This window comes from Paraburkholderia sp., assembly GCF_035656215.1.
In the GTDB taxonomy this organism is placed as follows: Bacteria; Pseudomonadota; Gammaproteobacteria; order Burkholderiales; family Burkholderiaceae; genus Paraburkholderia.
In genome coordinates, this window is the sequence record NZ_DASRSY010000355.1 from 1 (window position 1) to 24828 (window position 24828).

Sequence of the window (24828 nt, forward strand, 5' to 3'; positions counted from 1 at the left end):
TACGCGAAGGCCGCCATGAACGGCAAGCCCGCGAAGATCGCCACGCTCGATCTCGCACCTGGCGTGTCGGTCGGCGTGCTGCGTCATAACGGCTTTCTGGAGGGCTTCGGCGTGAAGGAAGGCGATCCGGCGATCGTCTGCAGCCAGGACACGCGCGGCGATCAGGCGAAGGGCCAGACGGCGATGGAAAACTGCCTGCAGAAATCGCCGGATATCAACGTGGTCTACACGATCAACGAACCGGCCGCAGCGGGTGCGTATCGCGCGCTCAAAGCGGCGGGCAAGGATAAGAGCGTGATGATCGTTTCCATCGACGGTGGCTGCGAAGGCGTGCGCAATGTGAAGGCCGGCGCGATTGCCGCGACCTCGCAGCAGTATCCGTTGAAGATGGCCGCGCTCGGCGTGACAGCGGGTGTCGAGTATGCGAAGACCGGCAAGAAGGTCTCCGGCTATCAGGACACGGGCGTGACGTTGATCACCGACAAGCCGATGTCAGGCGTCGACAGCAAGGATACGAAGTTCGGCCTCGACAACTGCTGGGGTAACAAGTAACGGGCACCGAAGGGCGGCCCGCTCCGTTGGGCCGCCGATGGATCGCCAGCTACTGATGGCCGGCCACTCTGATCGCCGGCCGCCGGATGGCCGGCCCCCGGATGGCCGGCCCCCGGATCGCCGGCCGCCGGATGGCCGGCCCCCGCATTCACCGCATGGCCTGCACGCCACGTTCATGTATCGAGGACACCTATCATGTCGACTCCTTCCGCGCCCGCCGGCCACTCGCGCCCCTTCACCGAACGCTTGCCGTCGCTCGCTGAAATCGGACCGCTGATCGCTCTGCTGCTAGCCTGCGGCTTCTTCATTTCGCAGAGCAACCGGTTCCTGTCGTTCCAGAATCTCTCGCTGATCCTGCAACAGACGATGGTGGTCGCCGTCATCGCCATCGGCCAGACGCTGATCGTGCTGACAGGCGGGATCGATCTGTCGTGCGGGATGGTGATGGCGTTCGGCTCGATCATCATGACCAAATTCGCGGTCACGCTCGGCGTGCCGCCCGTTCTCGCGATTCTGTGCGGTATCGCCGCGAGCGCGCTGTTCGGTGCGCTCAACGGTGTGCTGATCACGCGGATCAAACTGCCCGCCTTTATCGTCACGCTGGGTACGCTGAACATCGCGTTCGCGCTCACGCAGATCTATTCGAACGCGGAGAGCGTCTCGAACCTGCCGGACGCGATCATGTTCCTCGGCAACACGTTCAAACTCGGCCCCGCCGACGTCACCTACGGCACCGTGCTCACATTGCTGATGTACGTGGCGACGTGGTTCGTCTTGCGCGACACCGTGCCCGGCCGGCATCTGTACGCGCTCGGCAATAACCCCGAAGCGGCTCGCCTGATGGGCCTCTCGTCGCAAAAGATCCTGCTTACCGTGTATTCGCTGGCCGGTGCGATCTACGGCATCGCCGCGCTGTTGTCCGTGTCGCGTACCGGCGTTGGCGATCCGCAGGCAGGGCAAACCGAGAATCTCGACAGCATTACTGCCGTGGTGCTGGGCGGCACGAGTCTGTTCGGCGGACGCGGCTCGATTACCGGCACGCTGCTCGGCGCGCTGATTGTCGGCGTGTTTCGCAATGGTTTGACGCTGATCGGCGTCTCTTCGGTCTACCAGGTGTTGATCACCGGCATGCTCGTGATTCTCGCAGTGGCCGCGGACAAACTTTCCCATCGTCGCGGCTGAGCACGCAGCCGCAACCAACTTGCATGGGGTCCTTCATGTCGACACCTACTTCCGCTTCTCCCGTGATGCCCGTTCTGCAGGCTCGCGGTCTCGTCAAACGCTATGGCAACGTCACCGCACTGGACGGTTGCGATTTCGAAGTGCTGCCCGGCGAGATTCTCGCCGTGATCGGCGATAACGGCGCGGGCAAGTCGTCGTTGATCAAGGCGCTTTCGGGCGCCACCGTACCCGATGAGGGCGAAATCCTGCTTGACGGCAAGCCGGTCAAATTCCGCAGCCCTTTGGATGCGCGCGCTCAGGGCATCGAAACCGTGTATCAGGAACTTGCCGTGGCGCCCGCCATGAGCATCGCCGAAAACCTGTTTCTCGCCCGTGAGCTCGTCAAGCCGGGCTGGCGCGGTTCGATCTTCAAGATGATCGACAAGCGCCGCATGCTCGAGGAAGCGACCGCGCACATGAAGGATTTGCAGATCGGCATCCGTTCGATGCGCCAGGCGGTCGAAACGCTCTCAGGCGGCCAGCGTCAAGGCGTGGCTGTCGCGCGCAGCGCGGCGTTCGCACGGCATGTGGTGATTCTCGACGAACCCACCGCCGCACTCGGCGTGAAAGAAGGCAACATGGTGCTCGAACTGATCCGCCGCGTGCGCGAGCGCGGCCTGCCGGTGATCCTGATCAGCCACAACATGCCGCACGTATTCGAAGTCGCGGATCGCATTCATATCCAGCGACTCGGCCGGCGTGCCGCGGTGGTGAACACCAAAGACATCCACATGTCGGAGGCCGTGGCGATCATGACGGGCGCGAAGGAAGCGGACGTCAAGGCGATTGCATGATGCATGCATCCCGCTGAGGGCCACGCGACGATGGACACCACTGGCACCCCCTCTCCCGTCAAACGCACGGTCGGCTCGAATCAGGTCGGCATGCGGCAGTTCAACGAACGAATCGTCCTGCAGACGATCCGCTTGCATGGGCCGCTGCCGAAAGCCGATGTGGGCCGTCTCACCCGTCTGTCGATGCAGACGGTGTCGATGATCGTCGACCGTCTGATCGACGACGGTCTGCTCGAGAAGCAGGCGCGCGTGCGTGGTCGCATTGGCCAACCATCGGTACCGATCGCGCTACGTGCGGATGGCGCATACACCATCGGCATCAAGGTGGGACGTCGCAGTCTCGACGTGCTGGCGATGGATTTCGCGGGCCACGTCGTATGCCGTGACGTATTCGAGTATGCCTATCCCGATCCGCACACACTGTTCCCCGCGCTCGAAAGCAGACTGGCACGCGTGAATCAGACGCTCGGCGCGAAGGCGAACAAGGTGGTGGGCGTAGGCGTCGCAGCGCCGTTGTGGCTCGGTGGCTGGCGTGACTTTCTCGGCGCGCCGCCGGAAGCGCTGGAAGCGTGGCACGAGATCGACTTGCGCAGTCGCATCGCGACGATGACGGGCTTGCCCGTCGAGTTCGCCAAAGACACCACCGCGGCCTGCGCGGCCGAACTCGTGATGGGCCAAGGCCGCGGGATCCACAATTTTCTGTATCTGTTCGTCGGCACGTTTATCGGCGGCGGCCTCGTGATTGACGGCCGTTTGCATGGCGGACCGCATGGCAACGCGGGAGCGGTCGGCTCAATTCCGTTGAAAGATGGCAATGCGAGCCAGCCGGCGCGGCAACTGCTGCATGCCGCATCGGGCTTCGTTCTGGAACAGCTATTGAGCGATGCGGGCGCACCGCCCGCCGCTGCGCATGACCATCGCGCGTTGTCGCCTGAACTGTGGCGGCAGACTGAACAATGGCTCGACACCGCTTGCCCTGCGATCGCCAATGCGTTGACCAATGCGGCTGCCTTGCTCGACCTGGAAGCGGTGGTGATCGACGGAGAGTTCGACCGGCAACTGGTTCGCGAAATCATCCGCCGAACCGAGCGCGTGCTCGATCGCTTTGAATGGGAAGGCATGGTGCGTCCGCAACTACTGGAAGGCACCATCGGCGCCGATGCGCGGGCGATGGGCGGCGCGATTCTGCCGCTGTACGCGCATTTCGCGCCCATGCACGAGCTATTCCTTAAGCCTGCGACGGACGCGGGATATTAGGCGTCAAGACGCATCTGTTTCCTGTTTCGCGCGGGTCCGCAGCGAGCGCACTTTCGCCCCTCAGGTCAGGTCTTGCACGGCCTTCATGCGGTCATTGCCGGTGGCTAACCGGCTAACCCGCCGCTCATTGTGCAGCCACCTTCGCGACAGAAGCAGTTTTGGCCGGCGGATTTTCCAGCAACGGCTGCAACGCGGGTGCCAGCGACTTCAGCAACTGCACCGACAGCGCACTCGTGAAATCGTATCGGGCCGCATACGGTTCATGCACGTAGGCGGTCAGCGTGCCGTAGAAGCGGTCTCCCATCACAAACACGAAGGTTGCGCTGCGGTTCACCTTGCGCGATTCGATCAGGCGCGCGCCTTTGGCCCACACATTGAAGCGCTGATCGCCGGTGCCGGTCTTGCCGTAAATCTCAAGTGTCTGACCATCCGGGAACGTCATGCCCTGGGCGAGACGCTTAGCCGTACCGCCTAACACGACATCACGCAACAGCACTCTGACAACGCCGGCGATCTCCGGTGATATCTGCTGCTGCGGCGCCACCGTCGCGCGCTGGAAATGTGTTTCGTACGGCGTATCTTTCGCGAAATCGAGTTGCGTGAGGCTTTCGGTCGGCACCTTATTGCCGCCGTTGGCAATCACGCCAATCAATTGCGCGAGCGCAGCCGGCCGGTCGCCGGACGCGCCAATCGCCGCCGCGTACGACGGTGTGAGCGTGGCGAACGGATAGCCGAGTGCCTGCCACGATTTGCCGATCGCATCGTACGCGCGCAGTTCGACCATCCGCTTGATGCGGCGATCCTGGGTGGCGTGATAGCGGGTCTTGAAGAGCCACGAATAAGTCGACAGCCGTACGTCGCGGCTCGCGTTCTGTATCTGGTCGAGCGTTGCATCGGGATGGGCGCGCAGATAGTTAAGCGTCCACAGTTCCAGCGGATGCACGCTCGAAATATAGCCGCGATCGTTCAGATTGAAGCGGTCGATCGCGTATTTGTCGTACAGGTTGGCCAGATCCTCATCGTCCAGCATGGAGGCAGCCGGCGTGTTCTTCAACGCGGCACGCATCTTCGCGTTGAACCACGCATTCGACTCATCCGGTGCGACGCTGCGCAACACTGTCGCCACTTTCGGGGGCGATTTACGCACACCGAGCAGCAGAAGGGTCAACGCCTGATCGGGCGTTTTGCCGTGGTACTTCGTGTAGAAACGATTCATGTAGACGCGGCTTTCCTGATCGGCGAACCGCGTGAGATACATCTTGCGGATTGCCGAATCGCCCAACCATTGCGACGAAGGTCCGGTGGTCTGCACCATCTCGTAGTGGACGATGTCGCGCATCAGCCGCACGAACACCAGATTCACCGAATGCTGGAACGCACGGTGCACGGTGAGAATGCGGCTGTTGTCGTCAGAGTCGAAGTTGTTGAAGGTCTGCGCGCCGCCGCCCGTGTAAAACGTTTCGCCTGGGCTCGCCGAGTATTTGCGTTCCACGGCCGCGTCGAGCATGGCTTGTAGCGAGCGATCCGAGGTATGCGTCAGATAATCGAGCGCCCAGCGCGTGAGTTGATCGTTCGGATCGGGCTTCACCGCCTTCAGTTCTGCTGTGCTCCGCGGCGCATAACGCGCATGCAGGTCGGACACGATCTGCAGATACGTCACCACGGTCCGCATTTTCGCGGTCGAACCGAGATTAAGCCGCGCGCCGGAGTTAATGTCGAATGGCTGGTTAACGCTATCGGTTTGCACGCGCACGAGGTTTGCGCCGTCACGCCGTTCGAACAGCGTGAAGCTATAGGCGATTCTCGACGGATCGTCGGAGGCGCGCAGCATTTCAAAGCCGACAAGCCCCGCGGCTTTCGCGCCATCGCGCGTCGCAGCGGCGGCGAGGCGTTCACTCACGGCCTGCTGCGCGGTGTTGTTCAGCGTGCCCTTTGCCTGCAAATCGAGCCGGTCGAGTTCATAGAAACTCGGAATGCCGAGCGCCGCCAACAGATGCGAGCGCATCGACGTCACGGCCTTGCGCGACACGAACGAGTCCTCGTTCTGCGTAGTGTTCGGTGCGTGGCGTAGATTTACTTGCGCGGATAGCGCGGCATCGCGCAGCGCAATCGTGATGACACCACCGTTCGCCAGTAGCCGTAAATAGCTATCCGTCAGACGTTCAAGTTCAGCATAGCCGTGATGCAGGAAATAGGACGGCGCACGTTGCGCGATCATCAGCGAGAGCACCTGGCGGAACGCCACGCCCTGCTCCGCGAGATTGTCTTGAGTCGACGGCGCTTTGAGAATGCGGTTGACGTCGTTGAAATCGCGGCCGTACCAGGCGGCCAGACCATCGCCAATCCCGTTGATTTCGCCGATGCCCGGTTGCGCAGCAAGCGGCACCGAGTTGAGATAGTGGACGACGATCTGCTCGCGCGCGGGCATGGTCTGCGGGCCGTTCAGATAAGCACGTACCGAAGCCGATGCGATTTGCCGCAATTTCTCCGGTGGCGTTGCAGTGCGCCCGCCAGCGGAGTGGCGGAATTTTTCGATCTGGGTAGCGAGCGTGCTGCCGCCCGGCGTCGACTGATGCCGGTTGAATACACGCGCGCCCTGATCGACTAGCGCGCGGCTAAAGCGTCCCCAGTCGATCGCCGGATTGCGGTTCGGCTGATCCGGATCGAGCAGATAGCGGTCCTCGATAAACAGCAGCGAATTGACGACAAGCGGCGGGATTGAATCGAAGCTGTTATAAATGCGGCCCGGAAACTGGGCGCCAAAGAGCGGCGCGCCGGTGCCGTCGAAAAGTTGCAGCCCCGCCTGATCTTTTTCTGCGTAGGGAATGAATAGACCGTCATCCACCAGCGACAGCATGCGTTCGGAATCATGCGACTGTGCGCTGATTTCAAACCCACGTTGAAGCAATCGCTGCTGGAACGAAGGCAGCAACGCGTAGCCGAGGCGGCTGTCGTAGGGGCCCTTATCTGTCTGAGGGAATCGGATGGAATGACTTGGACCATCGGCGACGGAGAAACCCACATCGCGCGTGAGTTCGGAGAGATAGCGCGCCTGCAATCGCGAGGTTTCTATCTCGATCTGAACAAAACGGGCCGCCAAAGCCAGCGCGAGCAGAAATGCCGCTGCCAGACCCCATTTGAGCCACTTCCTGACGGGCGCCGTGCCCGTCGTGCGAAGCGGTAACCGAATCAGTGGCCGATTCATGGCTGCTCTCCCCGAGCGTGCGCCATGCTCTTGATTCCAGCGCACCTTCAATCAAGTGTAGCGCGGAACGCGAGCGTGCAATCGGTTCGGATTTACCCGAGAGTGTCGTCGCCGCAACACCGCAATCGCAAGGCATGGCGGAGCGCCGACTGGCGTGAGATATTGGACGTCTTTCGTCAGTCGAAAAATCGTGGTTTCAGACGGTTTTTTGTGTTTTTTGCTTTTTCATCACCTGATTCCGCAATGGCGCCACCGCCTGCCCTACCGTCTGTCCACGCAGCAACTCGATGAATTGCTCAGCCGACGGCGACAGCACGCCGCCTTTGCGCGTCACAATGCCGAAAGTTTGCGAAGGCGACTTCAACGTGACTGGCACGAAGCGCAACATTTTCTGCCGCACGAACAACTCCGCGATCGCGGTCGGCAAGAGCGAAACCAGATCGGCACTACTTTGCAGAAGCGCCATCGTCACGAAGGTGGAGGCGGTCGAGATCGGGTTGTCTGGCATCTCGAGACCCGCCAGATCCATCTCCCGTTCAAGCAACGCGTGCAACGGCATATGCGACGGATACATCACCCAACGGTGGCCGGCCAGATCACGCAGTTTCACTTCCTTCCTGGGCAATGGCGGATGGCCATAACCCACCACCACGGATAACGGCTCGTCCCCAAGCGGACGATAGTGATATTTCGACGGATCGGCGGCAACTGCCGCACGCCCGATCACCAGATCGAGCCGGCCCTGGTCGAGTTGCAGCAGCATGCGTGCGCTCGTGTCTTCCACCACTTCAATCGACAAACCCGGCTGCCCGGCATGCAGATCGTTCAGCGCCGGAACGACGCATTCGGGAATCGCACCCATGATCGCGCCGATCGCGAGACGCCCACCGCGCCCCGAACGTATCTCGGCGACGTCCTGGCACAGCGCGGTCAGGTCCGTCGCCACGAGCCGCGCGTAGCGGATCACGCAGTGGCCGAGCTGGTTCGGAATCATGCCGCTCTTCGAGCGCTCGAAGAGCGGCGCCTCGAACATCGACTCCAGCTCCTGTAACGCCTTGCTGGCGGCCGATTGCGTCATCGACATCACGCCGGCGGCTTTGTGAAGCGACGTGTGGTCGTCGAGTGCGATCAGCAATTGCAACTGCTTCATGCGCAGTCTCGACAGCAGGACGTTCAGGGTGTCTTTCATGGATTGCCGGGCATCTGCGGGGTGAGTCGCAAAAGCGATCACAAGATGGAAACAATTCAATATACCCGCCACGCACACCGCCGTATAGTCAACGGCGGAGACATTCAAAAACCCACGCCTGACCACCTCGGTACAACACCCATCACCATGATCCAGACACACAACCCTGCTCCAATGCGCGGCGTGTTCCCCGTCGCGCCGACCATCTTCGACGAGGCCGGCCGTCTCGACCTGGAAGGCCAGAAACGCTGCATCGATTTCATGATCGACGCGGGTTCGAACGGCCTGTGCATTCTGGCGAACTTCTCCGAGCAATTCGCGCTGTCCGGCGACGAGCGCAACACGCTGACGCACCTGGTAATCGAACACGTCGCCGGCCGCGTTCCGGTGATCGTCACGACCACGCATTTCAGCTCACACCTGTGCGCTGAACGCAGCCGCAGCGCGCAAGCAGCAGGCGCCGCGATGGTGATGATCATGCCGCCGTATCACGGTGTGACGATCCGCATCGGCGAGCGCGGTATTTACGAGTTCTATCGCACCGTGTCCGATGCAATCGGGATTCCAATCATGATCCAGGACGCACCGGTCAGCGGCACGGCGCTGTCGGCACCGTTTCTCGCGCGTATGGCGCGTGAACTGCAGAACGTTTCGTACTTCAAGATCGAAGTGCCGCAAGCGGCGAACAAGTTGCGCGAACTGATCGAGCTAGGCGGCGACGCTGTGGTGGGTCCGTGGGATGGCGAAGAAGCGATCACGCTGATGGCCGATCTCGATGCGGGCGCAACCGGTTCGATGACCGGCGGCGGTTACGCGGACGGCATCCGGTTGATCGTCGACGCCTATGCGGCAGGCGACACGGAAGCAGCCGCCGGCCATTATCAGCAGTGGCTACCGCTCATCAACTACGAAAACCGCCAGGGCGGCCTCGCGTCGTGCAAGGCTTTAATGAAAGAAGGCGGCGTGATTCGCTCGGACGCGGTGCGCCATCCATTACCGCCGATGCATCCAGCCACGCGTGCAGGCTTGCTGACGGTTGCGCGGCGGCTCGATCCACTGGTGTTGCGCTGGGGCGGCTAAGGTCAATCCAAAGCTGCCGAAAGTAATCAGAAACGCCCCAAAAAAAGCAAACGAAAAGGCAAACGGGCAAGCGAACCCATTCCGCTCCTGGCCGCTGTCGACCAAACCACTCAACCGACAACGGCCCGGAACCTCATCTGGAATGAGCCCGCCGCCCTTCACCATCGAACGCGCCCGCGCCGCACTATCCATCCCGCGTCGCGTGACTCCGTTGCCCGCCGCTCCTCAGGCTTGTGCAACGGCCCTACGCCTCCCTGCACACGCACCCCGTGTTCAAGTTGCCCGTTAATGCACCCGCTAATGCACTGTTAGTGCCGCGCCCGTCACGACTCGACCCAGCTCCGCTCCGCGATGACGCAACGCCCGGACGCACCCAGGCCCTGCAACCATATACGCGGCCATAAGCTCGGCGGATGCAGCCCACCGGGGGAAAACCACATATAAGACCGGGAAGAAAGTGAGTAACATAGGCCCGCAAGCTCACCACACCACTTTCCATGACTGCCAATCCTCGAGAAATGACGCCGGAAACCCTCGCCGGGTTGCTCGAACGCATTGCCAAAGAAGATGCCACGGCACTGCGCGAGCTATATGATCTCGCCGCCCCGAAACTGTTTGGCCTCGCGCTCCGTATATTGAGCAGGCACGAGTGGGCCGAAGAAGTATTGCAGGACAGCTTCGTCAATATCTGGCGCTTTGCTGGCGACTATCGCCGGGCACTGTCCGCCCCCATGACGTGGATGTCGGCAATCGTCCGGAACCGTGCTCTCGATCACCTGCGGCGGGTCAATCCACAGGAAACAGAATGGAGCGATGCGTTGGACGATCTTGTGGCAACCGGCGATCCGGATCCCGAAGCGTTGACCGCGGTCAGCCTGCAGGCACGTTTGCTAGCCGGCTGCATGCAGCAGCTGGAACCGGCGCAGCGTCAGGCGGTTGCGCTCGCCTACCTGCGCGATCAAAGCCATAGCGAGATCGCAGAAGTTCTGACCGTGCCGCTCGGCACCATCAAATCCTGGATCCGGCGCGGCCTTGCCAAGCTGAAAACCTGCCTGGGAGGCGAGTGATGAATCTCCATCGCTATCCTCAGCTGGTCGATATGCTGGCCGCCGAGTACGTGCTCGGTACTTTGCGCGGGGGCGCCCGGCGCCGCTTCGAGCGCTACGCGGACCACGATACGGTCATTCGTCAGGCCGTCGAAGAGTGGCAGCGGCGCATCTCGCCGCTGGCTGAACTCGCGGAGCCGCGCATGCCGCCGGCCGCCGTGTGGGATGCCATCGAGCGGCGTCTCGGCCTCACCGCAGCGCGTGAGGCGGCACGACCGCGCACCGTGGTCGAAAAGCCCGCGCGTCCGTCCGGCAGCATCTTCGAGAACCTCGCGTTCTGGCGTGGCTGGGCACTCGGCGTCACGGGACTGGCCGCCGTCGCCGTCGTGGTCGCGGTACGCTCGCTGTTGCCTGCCGGTGTGACGCCTGCCACGGCGCCGACCGTCGCGCAGCAGCCGGAAACGGCCGTTTCGCATGTGGCCGTGCTGAACAATAAGGAAGCGCATCCGGTCATGCTGGTCGCCTGGGACGAAGCCCGCTCCACCCTGACGCTGCATCCGCTCGGCAAGGTCAACTTGCCGGCGGGCCGGGCGATGGAGCTGTGGGGCATTCCGGCGAACGGCCATCCGGTCTCGCTCGGCATGCTGCCTGACAGCGCCAGCGGCAGGGTGGCGGCCGGGGTGCAGAAGCCGGAGAGCTATGAGGCGCTGGCGGTCTCGATCGAAGCGCCGGGCGGCTCGCCCGATCACAATGCGCCTAGCGGTCCGGTGGTGTTCAGCGGCAAGCTGCTGCCGGTGTCCTGAACCGGTTCGGTATCAGCGGGCAAGGCCGGCATGCGCTTTTTGCGGATGCCGGCCTCTGTTTTTCCGCATCCCTGGCGCGATCATTGCGCGATGGCTGGACGTGAGCGCAGCATTCCCGCTACCCTAACTCGATGCAAAGCTTTTACGAAGCCACCGTCACCCGCTCTGCCGGGCACTCACCCGCTTACGCGCCGCTAACCGGCCGTCGAAGCGTCAACGTCTGCGTCATTGGTGCAGGCCTCGCGGGTTTGTCCACGGCGTTGGGACTCGCCGAACGCGGCGTCGCCGACGTCGCCGTGCTCGAAGCCGAGCAGGTCGGCTTCGGCGCCTCCGGGCGCAATGGCGGCTTCGTGTTCGGCGGCTATAGCCTCGATTGCGCGGATCTGCTGAAAACCCTCGGGCCGGCCCGCGCGCGCGAACTCTATGCACTGACAACCGACGCCGTCGATCTGATGCGTAAGCGTATCCGGCGCTACCGCATCGATTGCGACGTGACCGACGCCGGTGTGATCCTCGCCAACTGGTTCGACGAACCGGCAAGGCTCGACACGCAGCGGCGTTTAATGCGGGATTCGTTCGGCGTCGAGTGGGAACCCGTGGCGGCCGCGGAGCTCGCTTCCCAACTGAAGACGAGCCGTTATCACGGCGGCCTGTTCGAGCGCAACGCGTTTCACTTTCATCCGCTGAAATATGTGCTCGGTGTCGCTGGCGCCGCAGCCAACGCGGGTGTGCAGATTCACGAGAAGTCGCCCGTCGTGCGCTTGCAGCGCGGCGGCGCCCGGCGCGAAGGCGCCCAACGCGAAGGCGCCGGTTTCGTGGTGCATACGCCGCACGGCGCGCTCGAAGCACGCCACGTTGTGATGGCCGGCGGCGGCTATGCGCGCAACGTCTATGCACGGGTCGAGCGCGCGGTCCTGCCGATCGCCACCTACGTGATGGCCACCGAACCGCTCGGCGCACGCCTTAAAGACGCGATGGACACGCGCGCCGCCGTCTACGACACCCGCTTTGCCTTCGACTACTACCGCCCACTGCCCGACACACGCATCCTGTGGGGCGGCCGCATCTCGGTTCGCGACCGCGCTCCCGACGTCATCGCGCGGCTGTTGCGGCGCGATCTGCTGAAGGTCTATCCACAGTTGCACGACGTCCGTATCGAATACGCCTGGGGCGGCCTGATGAGCTACGCGCGGCACAAGATGCCGCAAATCGGCCGCAGCGCGGACGGCGTCTGGTACGCGGTCGGCTTCGGCGGCCACGGCATGGCGCCCACCACCGTGTCCGGCGAATTGCTGGCGGCGGCCATCTCGGGCGAGCGGCCGGTGCCCGACGCGTTCGCGGCCTTCGGTCTGACGCCCGCCTACGGCGCGCTCGGTCTCGCGGCCGCGCAACTCACCTACACCGCCATGCAGACGCGCGACGCACTCGCCGCCCGGCGCCCCGCGACCCGGTCGACGCCTTGACGCCATTCGCCGTGACGCTATTCAATACGCGGCTCGATACGCCGCTGCTTATGCCCGGGACCCACTCCGGAGGCCGGTTTTACCATGCTAGAATGCGCCGTCACTGCCGCTCGAATACACAATGAAAAAGGGAAGCAAGGCCGCCGAGCCTGATACCAACGGCATCGCGTCCAACGCTCCGCGTAGCGACGCAAGACGCAAGTACGATCCCGAACAGACGAAGCGCAACATCCTCGACGTCGCGACGCAGGAGTTCTCCGCGATGGGATTGACCGGCGCGCGCGTCGACGCGATCGCGGAGCGCACGAACACCACCAAGCGCATGCTGTACTACTACTTCGGCAGCAAGGAAGGGTTGTACCAGGCCGTGCTGGAAAAAGTGTACGGCGACATTCGCGCGCTCGAACAGGATCTGCACGTCAGCGAACTCGATCCGATCGAGGGCATGCGCGCGCTGGTCGAGTTCACGTTCGACTATCACGACCGTCAGCGCGATTTCGTACGTCTCGTGACGATCGAGAACATTCACGGCGCGAAATACGTCGAGCAGGTGAAGTCCTTCAAAGGCCGCAACGTCACCGTCATCCATACGATCGAAGATCTGCTCTCGCGCGGTATCGCGGCGGGACTGTTCCGCAGCGACGTCGATGCGATCGACCTGCACTTGATGATCAGCTCGTTGTGCTTTCACCGCATCGGCAATCGCCACACCTTCGGTACGGCGTTCGGCCGCGATCCGTCGCACCCGCGCCTGCGTGCACGCCATCGCGCGATGATCGTCGACGCCGTGCTGCGTTTCGTGCGCAAGGAAGACTGAAGCAACGCGGACACGAAAAAGCGGGACTTGGGCCAAAGCCCAAGTCCCGCTTTTTTTGCTCAGGCTATTCGATCAAGCCGTGCCGCTCAATCCACCAGCACGATCCGCTTGATATCGCCGACGATAAAGATGTACGACAGCGCGCCAATCAATGCGATCGCACCGATGAACACCAGCGCACCGACAAACGAGCCGGTTGCCGCAACGATGAAGCCCACCACCAGCGGCGTGACGATGCCGGCCAGATTGGCGGCAAAGTTGAAGATGCCGCCGGTCACGCCGAGCAGGCCTTCGGGCGCAATGTCCGACACCAGCGTCCAGCCCAGCGCCGCCATCCCCTGCGCGAAAAACGCCACCGACAGAATCGCGATCACCACCACGTTGCTCTCGACATAGTTGGCGAGAATGATCGTCGACGCAAGCAGCAGGCCGGCGATGATCGGCAGCTTGCGCGCCACATTCGCCGACTTGCCGCGACGCAGCAGCCAATCGGAGAAGATGCCGCCGAACATCACACCGATCGATGCGGCAATGAACGGCATGATCGCGAAGAAACCGATCTTCAGCCATGCCATATGGCGTTCGGTGGCGAGATACGTGGGGAACCAAGTGAGGAAGAACACCAGCGTCGAGTTGCCGGCGAACTGGCCGAGGCAGATTCCCGTGAGCTGGCGATGCTTGAGCAGGCGTCCGATAGTGCGCCATTCGAAGCCGCTTTTTCCAGCTGCAGCCGCTGCAGCCGCTGCGCCGGAAGAATCCGCGTCCTTCTTCCGATGTGTCAGACCACCGCCTGCTTCGATATAGTCGAGCTCCGCCTGATTGACGGACGGGTGATCGTGCGGCTCGCGATAGAACATCCACCAGATCACGCCGAACACCAGGCCCACGCCGCCTACTACGTAGAACAGCGAACGCCAGCCGAACGCGCCCATCAACATGAACAGAAACGGGCTGAAAAACGCGAGACCGATATATTCGCCAACCGTGTACGTGCCGGTCGCCATCGCGCGTTCGCTCTGAGGAAACCACGTGGCCACCACGCGGCTATTGGTCGGAAAGCACGGCGCTTCCGACACGCCGAGGCCGAGCCGGAACACGAACAACGCGCCGATGCCATGCACGAGCCCTTGCGCCAGCGTGCACAGCGACCAGAATGTCATCGACAGGAAATACGTGAGCTTGCTGCCAAAGCGATCGAGAAAAAGGCCGCCCGGAATTTGCGAAGCCACGTAGCTCCATGAGAACACGGAGAACAGCAGCCCCATCAGTGCGGCGTTGATGCCGAGTTCCCTGGTCAACTGCGGCGCCGCGATGCCGAGCACCGTGCGGTCCAGATAGTTGATCATCGTGCCGACGGCCAGTAGCCCGAGGATCTGATAGCGGGCTTTCGAGCGGCGCGCGGTGCTCGCTGTGGCATTCGTCTGGCGTGTCGCGTCGGTGGGTGTGGAGTGAATAGGTTGCGGCATGTCGTCTCTGTCTCCTCGGACTGGTTTGTGTGCCGGTTGTATACGGCTTATGTGCTACTGCTACCGGCCTGGCGTCCCCCAGGAGGACTTCCTTCGGGGCGTTGCAACAAGGACTGGAAATGCGTGTAAACGCGCTCGGCGTCGGGTTCCAGGCCCGTGAAGATACGCATCGCGTCGACCGCCTGATACACCGCCATGCCGCCGCCGCTCAACGTGCGGCAGCCGAGCGCTTCGGCGGCCTGCAGCAGCGCAGTGCGGATCGGGAAATAGACAATGTCCGATACCCACAAACCGCGGGGCAGCAATTCGACCGGCAACGGCAAGCCCGGCAATTTCGCCATACCGGTGGGCGTCGCGTGAATCAGGCCGTTCGCGGCGGCGAGCGATTCGGCCAGCGAGTTGCCGGCACTGACGGTCGATGCAGGGAAACGCTTCTGCAATTCCGCGGCGAGCGATGCGGCGCGCGCGGCGTCCACATCGAAAAGCGTGAGCGTTTGCGCGCCCATGGTCAGCGCGGCATGCGCGACTGCTGCACCCGCGCCACCCGCGCCCAGTTGCACGACGCGCTCCAGTGAAACGTCCGGCAAGCCGCGTTGAAACGCGCGAGCGAAACCGGACCAATCGGTGTTGTGGCCGATACGTTTGCCGTCCTTGAACAGGACCGTGTTGACCGCGCCGAGTGCAAGCGCGTCGTCGGAGAGTTCGTCGAGCAGCGGAATCACGGCCTGCTTGCACGGATACGTGATGTTCAGTCCGTTGTAGCCCATGCGTTCGGCGGCGACGAGCAAATCGGAGAGCGCCGTGACGTCGAGCTTCAACGCTTCCAGATCGATGCGCCGATACACATAGTGCAAGCCGAGCTTGCTGCCCTCTTCCTCATGCATCGCGGGGCTGAGCGATCCGCCGATTCCCGAACCGATCAGACCGACGAGAAACGATTTGGTGCTCGTTTGTGTGTTCGCCTGGGTGTTCATTTAGCCACCCTATTCTTAAGGATGGTCGCCATCCGCTCCAAAGCGAGCACATAGCCTTGCGTACCGCAACCGATGATGATCGCCTCGGCCACCGCCGACACGTATGAGTGATGCCGGAACGCTTCACGGCGATGCACATTCGAAATATGTACCTCGATGACAGGCTTTTCGATCGCGGTGAGCGCGTCGGCAATCGCCACCGAGGTATGCGTGTAAGCCGCCGGATTGATCACGATGCCGTCGACCTTGGACCGAGCCGCATGCAGCCAGTCGATGAGTTGATGCTCGGCGTTCGATTGGCAGAAGCCGACCGACAGACCCAGCCGCTCACCCGCATCGCTGCAAAGTTTCGCGACGTCGTCCAGCGTTTCCGAGCCGTAGATGGCTGGCTCACGCGTGCCGAGCAGGTTGAGATTCGGTCCGTTGAGGACCAGTACTGATGCAAAACTCATGACGACCACCCCTGCAAAAATAATGCATAAAGCGGGCCACAGCATGCGCCGTGGCTCTACAACGTGATCGCAGTGTGCGCGCATTGATCGCAATCGTCATTCGGGGTTTATACGAATTTGTACCATCTAGTTAGTTTGTATAAACTGTCGGAAATTTCGGTTAGTGTGGGTATTTATAGCCTGTGTGTTTCTCATTGCAGGTAACCAGCTAGACCATTTTGCGCATTACAGCATAGCGAATCTCAAGACATACGGACGCGCCACAACGGCCGCTTCGCGCAGTCCCAACAGCCGTTTCATTGTTTTTGCAGGAGCCGTTCATGCAACGTTCGATTGCCACCGTGTCGATCAGCGGGACCCTCGTCGAGAAGCTGACCGCAATTCAGGCGGCGGGCTTCGAAGGCGTCGAAATCTTCGAGAACGATCTGCTGTATTTCGACGGCTCCCCCGCCGACGTGCGGCGCATCGCCGAGGATCTCGGGCTGAAGATCATGCTGTTCCAGCCGTTTCGCGATTTCGACGGGGTCAGCCCTGAGCGCCTCGAACGCAATCTGGATCGAGCGAAGCGCAAGTTCGACGTGATGCACGAATTGGGTACGGACCGGATTCTGGTGTGCAGCAATGTCTCGCCCGACACCATCGGCGACGATTCGCTGATGACCGACCAACTGGGCGCATTGGCCCGCGCGGCCGAAGCGGCCGGCGTAATCGCCGGTTATGAGGCGCTCGCGTGGGGCAAGCACGTGAAGACCTACCGCCATGCGTGGAAGCTCGTCAACGCGGTGAATCACCCGAATCTTGGGCTCGTGCTCGACAGCTTTCACACGCTGTCGCTAAACGATACGGTGGACGCGATCGCCGATATTCCTGGCGAACGCATCGCCTTCGTGCAAATCGCCGATGCGCCGAAACTCGCCATGGACGTGCTCGAATGGAGCCGCCACTACCGCTGCTTCCCGGGCCAGGGCGATTTCGATCTGGCAGGCTTCACCGCGCAGGTCGTGAAAACCGGCTACACAGGGCCGCTTTCGCTCGAAATTTTCAACGACGGCTTTCGCGCCGCACCGACCACCATCACCGCAGCGGACGGTCATCGCTCGCTGTTGTTCCTGGAAGAACAGACTCGTGCCCTGCTTGAATCCACCCGGCAGCCGGTCGGCGAGCTCTATCAGTCGCCCGCCGCGCCCGCGCACGTTGGCTATCAGTTTCTCGAGTTCGCGGTCGACCACACCACCCGCGCGCAACTCGTCGACTGGCTCGGCAAGCTGCGCTTTCGTCAGGCCGGCCAGCATCGCTCGAAAGATGTGACGCTGTTTCAGCACGGCGCGGCTTCGATCGTGCTGAACGCCGAGCCGGATTCCTTCGCCAACGCCTTCTTCCAGCAGCATGGTTTGTCGCTGTGCGCGTCGGCGTTTCGCGTCGACGACGCCAATCTGGCGTTCGAGCGCGCCGCCGGGTTCGGCTACGCACCATTCTCCGGCCAGATCGGCCCGAACGAACGCGTGCTGCCGGCCGTGCAGGCACCCGACGGCAGCCTGAACTATTTCGTCGACGAAACGCCGGACCAGCCCACGCTGTTCGAAGCCGATTTCGTGCTCACCGACGTCAACGGTCCGACCGAAGTCGGGCCGCTCACGCGCATCGACCACGTCTGCCTGTCGGTGCCGGCGCCTTCGCTGGATACGTGGGTCCTGTTTCTGCGGACCGCGTTCGGCTTCCAGGCCGAGCCGGGCGTGCTGGTGCCCGACCCGTACGGGCTGGTGCGCAGCCGCGCGCTGCGCAGTCGTGATGGTTCGGTGCGTATCGTGCTGAACGCGTCGGTGGACCATCACACGGCCGTGGCCGAGGCATTGCACACCTACCACGGCTCGGGCCTGAACCACGTCGCGTTCAGCACCGGCGACATCTTCAGTGCAATTCCTGAATTCGTCGCCGATGGTTTGCCGGTGCTGCGCATCCCGCGCAATTACTACGACGACCTCGCCGCCCGCTATGCGCTGCCGGACGAGACGCTCGAGGCGCTACGCGCTTACAACATCCTGTACGACCGGGATGAACGCGGTGGCGAGTTTTTCCACGCTTACACCGAACAACTGGATCAGCGCTTTTTCATGGAGATTGTCGAACGGCGCGGTGGTTACGACGGCTATGGTGCGGCCAATGCGGCTGTGCGGCTCGCAGCGCAGGCCCAGCGCCGCAAGTAGGCGATCGGACTGCATTGCGGCAGTGGGCCGTGGGCAGTGGGCTAATCCACGCGAATCGGGCACGGCCCATGCTGCATCGGCTCAAGCGGGCGCGCCGCCCCGATATAATGGCGGTTGATCCGCAGTCCGGTACTGCGCGCACTCCGCCCCATGCGGGCGCCGCGCGCACCGTCAGCCGAATGAAACGCCAGGAGAGATATGAACAAGTTTGCCGTAGTCCTGTCAGTTCCCCTGCTTCTCAGCGCTTGCGCGTACTTCCAGAAGAATCCGGATGCCGGAGAGCCGGTCACCGATACCACCACGCAGCGCTCGGTCAACGATGTAGTCGCCTGCCTGACGCAAGTGGCCACCAGCCACAATGCGGCGTTCAAGTCCACGGCAATCCCGCAAGGCCAGATGCTCGACTTCGGCGATTCGAATATCGTCAAGGTGCGCGGCGACAACGGCGCGACTACTTACCGCTTCTACGCGGGCAAGCGCCACGTGGGCAATTTATGGATTGAATCGGCGAGCAAAACCTGCGCGCCGTGAAGTAAGCAAGGGTAACAATCGGCCAGATGTAACGGTCGGCAACTTGTTCCGGTGCCATCTTCGTGTCACGGTGTTACAGGACAATGAGTCTTAAGAATCGTTTAAGACTTCATCCGCATGATCCACCCGACACTATCCCGCACAAGGTGCGCTCCATGAACCAGCCCGATCACAACACGAACGACACGCCGACACCGGCGAAGCGGCCCACGATTCTGCGCCGCCTGCTGAGCCATCACGAACTGGCGACGCTGCTGCTGTTGTTGCACGCGCCGATCGACGCGTCCGCGAAACCCGAGATTCCGCAGCTTCACGAAGCCGGCCTGATCGAAACGGTCTCCGGCGATGCAGGCGCCTCGCATATCCGTCTGACGCCCGAAGGCAATGCAGTGCTGCGTGGCCTTGGCGTGAAATAAGGCGAGTTTTACATTTTAGTTACGCCTGCCAGACGCCGTATCCCGCTTCGCGTAGTCCAATCGCCAATTCCACTTCCATATCCTGTGCGCCGCGGTAAGGCATTGGATTGAACACTTCATACAACTCGGGCACGAGACGCAGGCCGTAATCGCGTACATAGCGATTTGCCTGAATGCCGGCCTTGTGCCGGTCGAATCTCAGATCCGGGTCCAGTCCCGTCATTCCCACATACACGCAAGGCTTGTCGAACCGGTAATCCGGATTCGCGCGACGAAAGCGCGCCTCGTTCCAGACCTTGTCGTCCAGTGCGACGACGTAGACGTAGTAATGATGCTTGCGACGAGCCATGTGTGCTGGCGGCTCAGCTTCGCGAGGTTCCGTGCAGCAACATCCGGTACTCGGTCGGCGTGACGCCGACGGTCGCCTTGAACTGGCGCGTAAAGGCGCTGTGGTCGGTGTAGCCGCAAAGCGCGGCGACGTCGGTGACCTTGTCGTGCGAAACCAGCAGCGCGGTGGCAGCGTCCAGTCGCGTTTTCAGCAACACCTGGCGCGGTGTCAAATGAAACACTTTGTGAAAGTAGCGCTCCAGTTGCGCCACCGACATATCCGCCATTGCGGCAAGCTGTTTCAGATTGAGCGGCTGTACGTAGTTTTCCTGGATGGACTGCACCACGGCGGCCAACCGGCTGTAAGCGGGATGACTGCTTTCGTCCGCTTTCAGGTCGCGGGAGATGCCGGCGAGACCGACCACCTTGCCCGCCGGATCGCGCAACGGCTGCTTGCAGGTCAGGCACCAACCCGGCTGGCGACCGGGATACAGGTGCAGCTCCAGCTGGTCGATCATCTGGCTGCCGACGTTGATGATCGCTTCGTCCTGTGCGGTATAGATGCGGCCGAAGCGGCGCGGGAAGACGTCCTCGGCGGTCTTGCCGAGCAACGCGGTCTTTTCCTTGAAGCCACAGCGCGAAGCCAGCGTGCGATTGACCAACGCGTAGCGGGCGTGCGCGTCCTTGACGAAGAACACGACGTCCGGCATCGCGTCGAACACGGGCTCGAGCAGCGTGAAATGCGACAGCATGCTGGATAGCGTTGCGTCGTCCGGTTCGAGCGGATGAGCCAGCGTGTTCATCGTGCGGGTTCCGTGGTCGGTGCGGTTGCGGTTATGCGTTGGTTGGTGGGTCTGTGCTTTGCCGGTGCACTCGCCCGTGCATTTGCCGGTGCCTTTACTCGACATTTGCCGGTGCATTTGCCGTGCTGGTGTCGGTGCCTCACCTGCGCAATTACTCGGGCGAGCGCTTACGGTCGATTATAGGGCCGAGCAGCCACCGACAATATCCACCAGACGTATCGATACCGGTGTCATTCAGCCGGCGGCTGCTCGGCGCTCGCTGCCATCAATGTGCCGATTTGCGCTGGACTGAACGGCGGGCGCGGCATCGCAGCGTCCCAGCCGAAATACAGGCCAGCCGCGGCGCCGCAGATTCGCCCCTGGCATGCGCCCATCCCGCAGCGGGTATGGAGCTTCGCCTCGCGCCAATCCGGATAGACGCGCACCTCACCGATGCTGACGTCTTCGCAACGGCAGAGCAGCGTGGCATCGCCAGGCGGCGTGCGCGCGGCGGCTTGCAACGCAAAGGCCGTTTCGACGCGCCGACCGAAGCGCCGCCATCGCGCTCGTTGCGAATCCAGCGCGGTGCTTGCCGAGGTGCGGCCTACCGCGTCGCCACTCGCGAAAAGGCCCGCGATCTCGCCTTCCACACCCGCCAGTTCGGCGCCGCCGACACCCGTGCACTCACCTGCTGCCAGCACGCCATCGACCGAAGTCCGCTGCTCACCGTCGACGACGATTTCGCCCGCTTCGGTGATCGCACAGCCGAGCGCCTGCGCAAGCGTGATGTTCGGCACGAGTCCGTAGCCGCACGCGATGCGGTCGCAGTCGAGCGTCGACACTTGTTGACCGCGCTGGATCGTCACGCGCTCGACGCGGCTATCGCCATCCGCTTGCTGGACGATGCTGCTGGTCCAGTAACGTACTCCCGCGAAACCGCGCGTCATGGCAACGGCTTGCCGCAACTTCGCCGGCTCGCCCAACAGAGAGATTCCGAATCGGGCAACCTTGAGCGCCGACGCCTGCTCCACGACCGCCACCACCTGCGCCCCGGCAGCACGCGCGGTGGCGAGCGCGGCGATCAGCAAAGGACCACTGCCTGCAATCACGATCCGTTCGCCGCGCACCGGCATGCCGCCTTTGATGAGCGCCTGCAATGCGCCTGCACCGGTCACGCCGGGTAGCGTCCAGCCGGTGAATGGCAATAGACGCTCGCGCGCACCGGTCGCGAGGATCAACTTGTCGTACGTGATCGACAAGCCACCGTGCTCAGCCGACTCAAGCAGCAAACCACGTCGACCCATAGGCGCAATCACGCGAGTCGACGGCATAAGGGTGATATTGGTTCGCGTCTTCAAGGCAGCGAGCAGGCCTTGCAGCGGCGCTTGCGGCGCGTGGCCAGGACCTTGCCGCCAGATTTGACCACCAGCGCGCGGATTGTCGTCGAGCAGCACGACCGTGGCGCCCTCGCGCGCCGCTGCCTGCGCGGCGTTCAACCCGGCCGGACCGGCGCCCACTACGACGATATCGCAGTGCAGATTCATCGCGGGCCTGGGGCGGTAATTGTGGTGGCGGTCCCGTTGGTCCCGTTGGATACGTTGGACGCGTTAGTCCCGTTGAATACTTTGGATACGTTGGCCGCATTAGTCCCGGCAGCGGTGCAAACCACTTGCCCTTCGCGGCAAAGCGCCTGGCACGCCAACGCGTGAGCCCGGCCGTCGATCGTGACGCGGCATTCCTGGCACACGCCCATCCCGCACAGTGCTGCGCGCGGCTGGCCGCTCACCGAAGTCCGCGTACCGATCACACCCGCAATGACGAGTGCCGCGGCCACGGTCGTACCCGCCTCGACCGCGACGCTTCTACCGTCGATCGTCAAGTGAAGGTGTCCTGCATTGGCGCTAATCATGGGCCACCTCCTTTGCAAAACGGCCCGGCAAGTATGGCTCGACCGGAATCGGCGCAGCGCTCCCGGTGATTTGCGCGGCGAGCAACTTTGCAGTTGCGAGCGAGGTCGTCACGCCGAGGCCTTCGTGTCCGACCGCGAGCCACACGCCGGGTGAAAAATCGCCGGCCGGACCGATCAACGGCAAACCATCGGGTGACGCCGCACGAAAGCCGGTCCACGCGCGGATGCCATTGAGCGTCGGCAGCACCGGCAGATAGTGCGCCGCGCGCTGCAACATCTGAGCGAGCACCGGCATGTCGACGGCGGGATCGGTCGTATCGAACTGCCGCGACGAGCCAATCAACAACTGGCCTGTAGGCCGCGGCTGCGCATTGAATGCCACCGAGGTGCCGACCGCGTGATGCGCGCTCTTGATGTAGCCCAGTTCGAGCAGTTGATGGCGAATGAGTTCGGGGTAACGGTCAGTGATCAGCAGATGCCCTTTCTTCGGCTGCAACGGCAGCGAGCGCAGTAGTTGCTGAGCGCCCAGACCATTGGCGACGATCACATGCGCGGCGCCGATGCGTTCGCCGTCGGACAGCGTCACGCCGTCCGCGCTGATTGCAGTAACCCGTGTGCCGAGCCGAACACGAATATTCGCGACTCCTGAGGATTGCGTCAGCAGCCACTCAGCAACGGTAGGCGCATACACGACGCTGTCGTGCTCGATCCGCAAGCCGCCCGCCATCGACGACGCTAGCGCCGGCTCGCACGTTCGCAACGCAGCCGCGTCGAGTAGTTGTGCGGAGACGCCCTGTGCTTCGAACGCGGCATGCATGGTGCGGGCGGCTTGCCATTCCTCATCGTCGGCGGCGACCCATAGCGTGCCGCAGCGCGCGAACGCGTCGCGCGTGCGCAGTTGCGGCGCGAGCGCCAGCCACAAGTCGCGCGAATAGCGGCTCAACGCGAATTCCGCGGGCGAGTCGTTCATCACGACGATGTGACCCATGCCCGCCGCCGTCGCGCCACCGCCGATGCCTTGTGCGTCGAGTACCTCGACCCGCATGCCGAGCGCGGCCAGCTCCGCCGCGCAAGCCGCGCCGACAATGCCGGCCCCGATGATCAACGCGTCCGCTGTCATGCCGTGCGGATGCCCCACGCGAACGGGTCGCGCTCGTCGAAACACAAACGCCCTTCGGCCATAATGTGCGCGTGGCCGGTGATGGTCGGAATCACCGAAACACCGTCGCCGGCGTGACGATAGCTCGCCTCGAACACGCTGCCGATGATGCTCTCCTGCTGCCACACGGCGCCTTCGGCCAGCTTGCCGTCAGCGGCGAGGCAGGCGATTTTCGCGCTCGTACCGGTACCGCACGGCGAGCGATCGTACGCGTTGCCGGGACAAAGGACGAAGCTGCGGCTGTCGATACCGTCGCGCGAGCCGGGTCCAAAGAGTTCGATGTGGTCGATCAAGGCGCCGTCCGCGCCGGTGATGCACTGCGCGATCAGCGCGTCGCGGATTGCCGCACTGAACGTGGTCAGCTCGGCGATACACGCTGCCTCCAGCGCGCGCCCGTGGCCGGCGACGAGAAAGAACCAGTTACCACCCCACGCGATGTCGCCACTCAACATGCCGTAGCCCGGCACGTCCACCTGCACGCCTTGCCGGTAGCGATAGGCCGGCACGTTGCGCACGGCCACACTGCCGTCCTCGTTGAGTGTTGCTTCGACGACGCCGACCGGCGTCTCGATCCGATGACGCCCCGGCCCGATCCGCCCCATGTGCGCGAGCGAGACGACGAGACCGATCGTGCCGTGCCCGCACATGCCGAGATAGCCGACGTTGTTGAAGAAGATCACGCCGGCCGCGCACGCGGGATCGTCCGGCTCGCACAGCAGTCCGCCGACCACCACGTCCGAGCCGCGCGGTTCCGTGACTATGGCGGCGCGCCAGTCGTCGAAATGCGTGCGAAACACGTCGAGACGCTGCGCCAGCGTGCCGCCGCCAAGCGCCGGACCACCCGACGCCACCAGACGGGTCGGTTCACCGCCGGTGTGCGAGTCGATGATGTCTAAGGTTTTCATGATGCACATGGTAGGAAAGCCGGGCGCCGGAGTCTTGGTGTGCTTATGCGCGGATTGTGACGATTTCAGCACAATATTGACGCCCCTTTATTCACGCGCCGACTTTGAAAACCGGGGAAGGTCCACACTTGAACGGTGAACGGCTACCGGACTCAGTAGCGCACGTAAGACCCTCTCAAGATAACTTCACCGCCTTTGCGTCCTGTCCTGAAATAGTCGACCTACTCAAGCTCGCTGGGCTTACCAGCATATCCACTATGCTGAAATCGTCATTCA

Annotated in this window: 22 protein-coding genes and 1 pseudogene; 12 read left to right on the forward strand and 11 right to left on the reverse strand. The window is 62.8% G+C overall.

The window, feature by feature from the left end:
- The 4 genes from VFE81_RS20725 to VFE81_RS20740 all read left to right on the forward strand — a co-directional run.
- The coding region (locus VFE81_RS20725; protein ID WP_325046388.1) for a substrate-binding domain-containing protein at positions 1-552 on the forward strand (552 nt) is incomplete at its 5' end.
- A 195-nt stretch (positions 553-747) separates the two neighbouring features.
- On the forward strand, positions 748-1734 hold the full coding sequence (locus VFE81_RS20730; RefSeq protein ID WP_325046389.1) for an ABC transporter permease: 987 nt from the start codon (positions 748-750) through the stop codon (positions 1732-1734).
- Positions 1735-1769: 35 nt separating this feature from the next.
- Positions 1770-2567, forward strand: coding sequence for an ATP-binding cassette domain-containing protein (locus VFE81_RS20735; RefSeq protein WP_325046390.1), 798 nt, complete (start codon positions 1770-1772; stop codon positions 2565-2567).
- Between the two features lie 30 nt (positions 2568-2597).
- Positions 2598-3824, forward strand: coding sequence for an ROK family transcriptional regulator (locus VFE81_RS20740; protein WP_325046428.1), 1227 nt, complete (start codon positions 2598-2600; stop codon positions 3822-3824).
- Positions 3825-3948: 124 nt separating this feature from the next.
- Here VFE81_RS20740 and VFE81_RS20745 read toward each other — a convergent pair whose 3' ends face one another.
- The gene (locus VFE81_RS20745; protein ID WP_325046391.1) at positions 3949-7029 is read right to left on the reverse strand and encodes a transglycosylase domain-containing protein; all 3081 of its coding nucleotides are present in this window, start codon (positions 7027-7029) and stop codon (positions 3949-3951) included.
- Positions 7030-7225: 196 nt separating this feature from the next.
- Positions 7226-8218: a LysR family transcriptional regulator gene (locus VFE81_RS20750; RefSeq protein WP_325046392.1), complete on the reverse strand. Its 993-nt coding sequence runs from the start codon at positions 8216-8218 to the stop codon at positions 7226-7228.
- Between the two features lie 147 nt (positions 8219-8365).
- On the opposite strand from VFE81_RS20750, the gene VFE81_RS20755 reads away from it, so the two are divergent.
- The 5 genes from VFE81_RS20755 to VFE81_RS20775 all read left to right on the forward strand — a co-directional run bounded on the left by VFE81_RS20755 (position 8366) and on the right by VFE81_RS20775 (position 13427).
- Positions 8366-9298, forward strand: a complete 933-nt coding sequence (locus VFE81_RS20755; RefSeq protein ID WP_325046393.1) for a dihydrodipicolinate synthase family protein — start codon at positions 8366-8368, stop codon at positions 9296-9298.
- A gap of 497 nt (positions 9299-9795) precedes the next feature.
- Positions 9796-10365 carry an RNA polymerase sigma factor gene (locus VFE81_RS20760; protein WP_325046394.1) on the forward strand — a complete coding sequence of 190 codons (570 nt, stop codon included), beginning with the start codon at positions 9796-9798 and terminating at the stop codon, positions 10363-10365.
- On the forward strand, positions 10365-11147 hold the full coding sequence (locus VFE81_RS20765; protein ID WP_325046395.1) for an anti-sigma factor: 783 nt from the start codon (positions 10365-10367) through the stop codon (positions 11145-11147). Before VFE81_RS20760 ends, VFE81_RS20765 begins: the two co-directional genes overlap by 1 nt.
- A gap of 131 nt (positions 11148-11278) precedes the next feature.
- Positions 11279-12610 carry an FAD-binding oxidoreductase gene (locus tag VFE81_RS20770; RefSeq protein WP_325046396.1) on the forward strand — a complete coding sequence of 444 codons (1332 nt, stop codon included), beginning with the start codon at positions 11279-11281 and terminating at the stop codon, positions 12608-12610.
- Between the two features lie 121 nt (positions 12611-12731).
- Positions 12732-13427, forward strand: a complete 696-nt coding sequence (locus VFE81_RS20775) for a TetR family transcriptional regulator (protein WP_325046397.1) — start codon at positions 12732-12734, stop codon at positions 13425-13427.
- An 86-nt stretch (positions 13428-13513) separates the two neighbouring features.
- Here the strand turns inward: VFE81_RS20775 and VFE81_RS20780 are convergent, their stop codons facing one another.
- From VFE81_RS20780 to aroQ, 3 genes are read right to left on the reverse strand one after another with little or no spacing between them, the layout of a single operon-like run.
- On the reverse strand, positions 13514-14893 hold the full coding sequence (locus VFE81_RS20780) for an MFS transporter (RefSeq protein WP_325046398.1): 1380 nt from the start codon (positions 14891-14893) through the stop codon (positions 13514-13516).
- A gap of 47 nt (positions 14894-14940) precedes the next feature.
- Positions 14941-15867: a shikimate dehydrogenase gene (locus tag VFE81_RS20785; protein WP_325046399.1), complete on the reverse strand. Its 927-nt coding sequence runs from the start codon at positions 15865-15867 to the stop codon at positions 14941-14943.
- Positions 15864-16319: a type II 3-dehydroquinate dehydratase gene (gene aroQ, locus VFE81_RS20790; RefSeq protein ID WP_325046400.1), complete on the reverse strand. Its 456-nt coding sequence runs from the start codon at positions 16317-16319 to the stop codon at positions 15864-15866. The genes VFE81_RS20785 and aroQ overlap by 4 nt, the downstream gene beginning before the upstream one ends.
- A 320-nt stretch (positions 16320-16639) precedes the next feature.
- Here aroQ and VFE81_RS20795 point away from each other — a divergent pair, with 320 nt between their 5' ends.
- The 3 genes from VFE81_RS20795 (at position 16640) to VFE81_RS20805 (ending at position 19470) form a co-directional block, all read left to right on the forward strand.
- On the forward strand, positions 16640-18523 hold the full coding sequence (locus tag VFE81_RS20795) for a bifunctional sugar phosphate isomerase/epimerase/4-hydroxyphenylpyruvate dioxygenase family protein (protein WP_325046401.1): 1884 nt from the start codon (positions 16640-16642) through the stop codon (positions 18521-18523).
- Positions 18524-18721: 198 nt separating this feature from the next.
- Positions 18722-19054 carry a hypothetical protein gene (locus VFE81_RS20800; RefSeq protein ID WP_325046402.1) on the forward strand — a complete coding sequence of 111 codons (333 nt, stop codon included), beginning with the start codon at positions 18722-18724 and terminating at the stop codon, positions 19052-19054.
- A gap of 155 nt (positions 19055-19209) precedes the next feature.
- Positions 19210-19470: a hypothetical protein gene (locus VFE81_RS20805; protein ID WP_325046403.1), complete on the forward strand. Its 261-nt coding sequence runs from the start codon at positions 19210-19212 to the stop codon at positions 19468-19470.
- Positions 19471-19489: 19 nt separating this feature from the next.
- Here the strand turns inward: VFE81_RS20805 and VFE81_RS20810 are convergent, their stop codons facing one another.
- From VFE81_RS20810 to VFE81_RS20835, 6 genes and pseudogenes are all read right to left on the reverse strand, one after another.
- Entirely contained in the window at positions 19490-19819 is a 330-nt protein-coding gene (locus VFE81_RS20810; RefSeq protein WP_007177862.1) for a hypothetical protein, read from the reverse strand.
- A gap of 13 nt (positions 19820-19832) precedes the next feature.
- Positions 19833-20600, reverse strand: coding sequence for an AraC family transcriptional regulator (locus VFE81_RS20815; RefSeq protein WP_325046404.1), 768 nt, complete (start codon positions 20598-20600; stop codon positions 19833-19835).
- Positions 20601-20830: 230 nt separating this feature from the next.
- Entirely contained in the window at positions 20831-22123 is a 1293-nt protein-coding gene (locus tag VFE81_RS20820; RefSeq protein ID WP_325046405.1) for an FAD-dependent oxidoreductase, read from the reverse strand.
- A 113-nt stretch (positions 22124-22236) separates the two neighbouring features.
- Positions 22237-22488, reverse strand: a pseudogene (locus VFE81_RS20825) ((2Fe-2S)-binding protein); the annotation flags it as partial.
- Positions 22481-23608: an FAD-binding oxidoreductase gene (locus VFE81_RS20830; RefSeq protein WP_325046406.1), complete on the reverse strand. Its 1128-nt coding sequence runs from the start codon at positions 23606-23608 to the stop codon at positions 22481-22483. The gene VFE81_RS20830 and the pseudogene VFE81_RS20825, both read right to left, overlap by 8 nt.
- The gene (locus VFE81_RS20835) at positions 23605-24561 is read right to left on the reverse strand and encodes a 4-hydroxyproline epimerase (RefSeq protein ID WP_325046407.1); all 957 of its coding nucleotides are present in this window, start codon (positions 24559-24561) and stop codon (positions 23605-23607) included. The genes VFE81_RS20830 and VFE81_RS20835 overlap by 4 nt, the downstream gene beginning before the upstream one ends.
- Between the last annotated feature and the right edge of the window lie 267 nt (positions 24562-24828).

Excerpts from the sequence above, each read along its gene's own strand:
- VFE81_RS20810 (WP_007177862.1), bottom strand. The coding sequence starts at position 19,819 with ATGGCTCGTCGCAAGCATCATTACTACGTCTACGTCGTCGCACTGGAC.
- VFE81_RS20780 (WP_325046398.1), bottom strand. The coding sequence starts at position 14,893 with ATGCCGCAACCTATTCACTCCACACCCACCGACGCGACACGCCAGACG.
- VFE81_RS20785 (WP_325046399.1), bottom strand. The coding sequence starts at position 15,867 with ATGAACACCCAGGCGAACACACAAACGAGCACCAAATCGTTTCTCGTC.
- VFE81_RS20805 (WP_325046403.1), top strand. The coding sequence starts at position 19,210 with ATGAACCAGCCCGATCACAACACGAACGACACGCCGACACCGGCGAAG.
- VFE81_RS20760 (WP_325046394.1), top strand. The coding sequence starts at position 9,796 with ATGACTGCCAATCCTCGAGAAATGACGCCGGAAACCCTCGCCGGGTTG.
- VFE81_RS20830 (WP_325046406.1), bottom strand. The coding sequence starts at position 23,608 with ATGACAGCGGACGCGTTGATCATCGGGGCCGGCATTGTCGGCGCGGCT.
- VFE81_RS20795 (WP_325046401.1), top strand. The coding sequence starts at position 16,640 with ATGCAACGTTCGATTGCCACCGTGTCGATCAGCGGGACCCTCGTCGAG.
- VFE81_RS20770 (WP_325046396.1), top strand. The coding sequence starts at position 11,279 with ATGCAAAGCTTTTACGAAGCCACCGTCACCCGCTCTGCCGGGCACTCA.
- VFE81_RS20740 (WP_325046428.1), top strand. The coding sequence starts at position 2,598 with ATGGACACCACTGGCACCCCCTCTCCCGTCAAACGCACGGTCGGCTCG.
- VFE81_RS20775 (WP_325046397.1), top strand. The coding sequence starts at position 12,732 with ATGAAAAAGGGAAGCAAGGCCGCCGAGCCTGATACCAACGGCATCGCG.
- VFE81_RS20735 (WP_325046390.1), top strand. The coding sequence starts at position 1,770 with ATGTCGACACCTACTTCCGCTTCTCCCGTGATGCCCGTTCTGCAGGCT.
- VFE81_RS20835 (WP_325046407.1), bottom strand. The coding sequence starts at position 24,561 with ATGTGCATCATGAAAACCTTAGACATCATCGACTCGCACACCGGCGGT.
- VFE81_RS20800 (WP_325046402.1), top strand. The coding sequence starts at position 18,722 with ATGAACAAGTTTGCCGTAGTCCTGTCAGTTCCCCTGCTTCTCAGCGCT.
- VFE81_RS20745 (WP_325046391.1), bottom strand. The coding sequence starts at position 7,029 with ATGAATCGGCCACTGATTCGGTTACCGCTTCGCACGACGGGCACGGCG.
- VFE81_RS20815 (WP_325046404.1), bottom strand. The coding sequence starts at position 20,600 with ATGAACACGCTGGCTCATCCGCTCGAACCGGACGACGCAACGCTATCC.
- VFE81_RS20755 (WP_325046393.1), top strand. The coding sequence starts at position 8,366 with ATGATCCAGACACACAACCCTGCTCCAATGCGCGGCGTGTTCCCCGTC.
- VFE81_RS20765 (WP_325046395.1), top strand. The coding sequence starts at position 10,365 with ATGAATCTCCATCGCTATCCTCAGCTGGTCGATATGCTGGCCGCCGAG.
- VFE81_RS20730 (WP_325046389.1), top strand. The coding sequence starts at position 748 with ATGTCGACTCCTTCCGCGCCCGCCGGCCACTCGCGCCCCTTCACCGAA.
- aroQ (WP_325046400.1), bottom strand. The coding sequence starts at position 16,319 with ATGAGTTTTGCATCAGTACTGGTCCTCAACGGACCGAATCTCAACCTG.
- VFE81_RS20820 (WP_325046405.1), bottom strand. The coding sequence starts at position 22,123 with ATGAATCTGCACTGCGATATCGTCGTAGTGGGCGCCGGTCCGGCCGGG.
- VFE81_RS20750 (WP_325046392.1), bottom strand. The coding sequence starts at position 8,218 with ATGAAAGACACCCTGAACGTCCTGCTGTCGAGACTGCGCATGAAGCAG.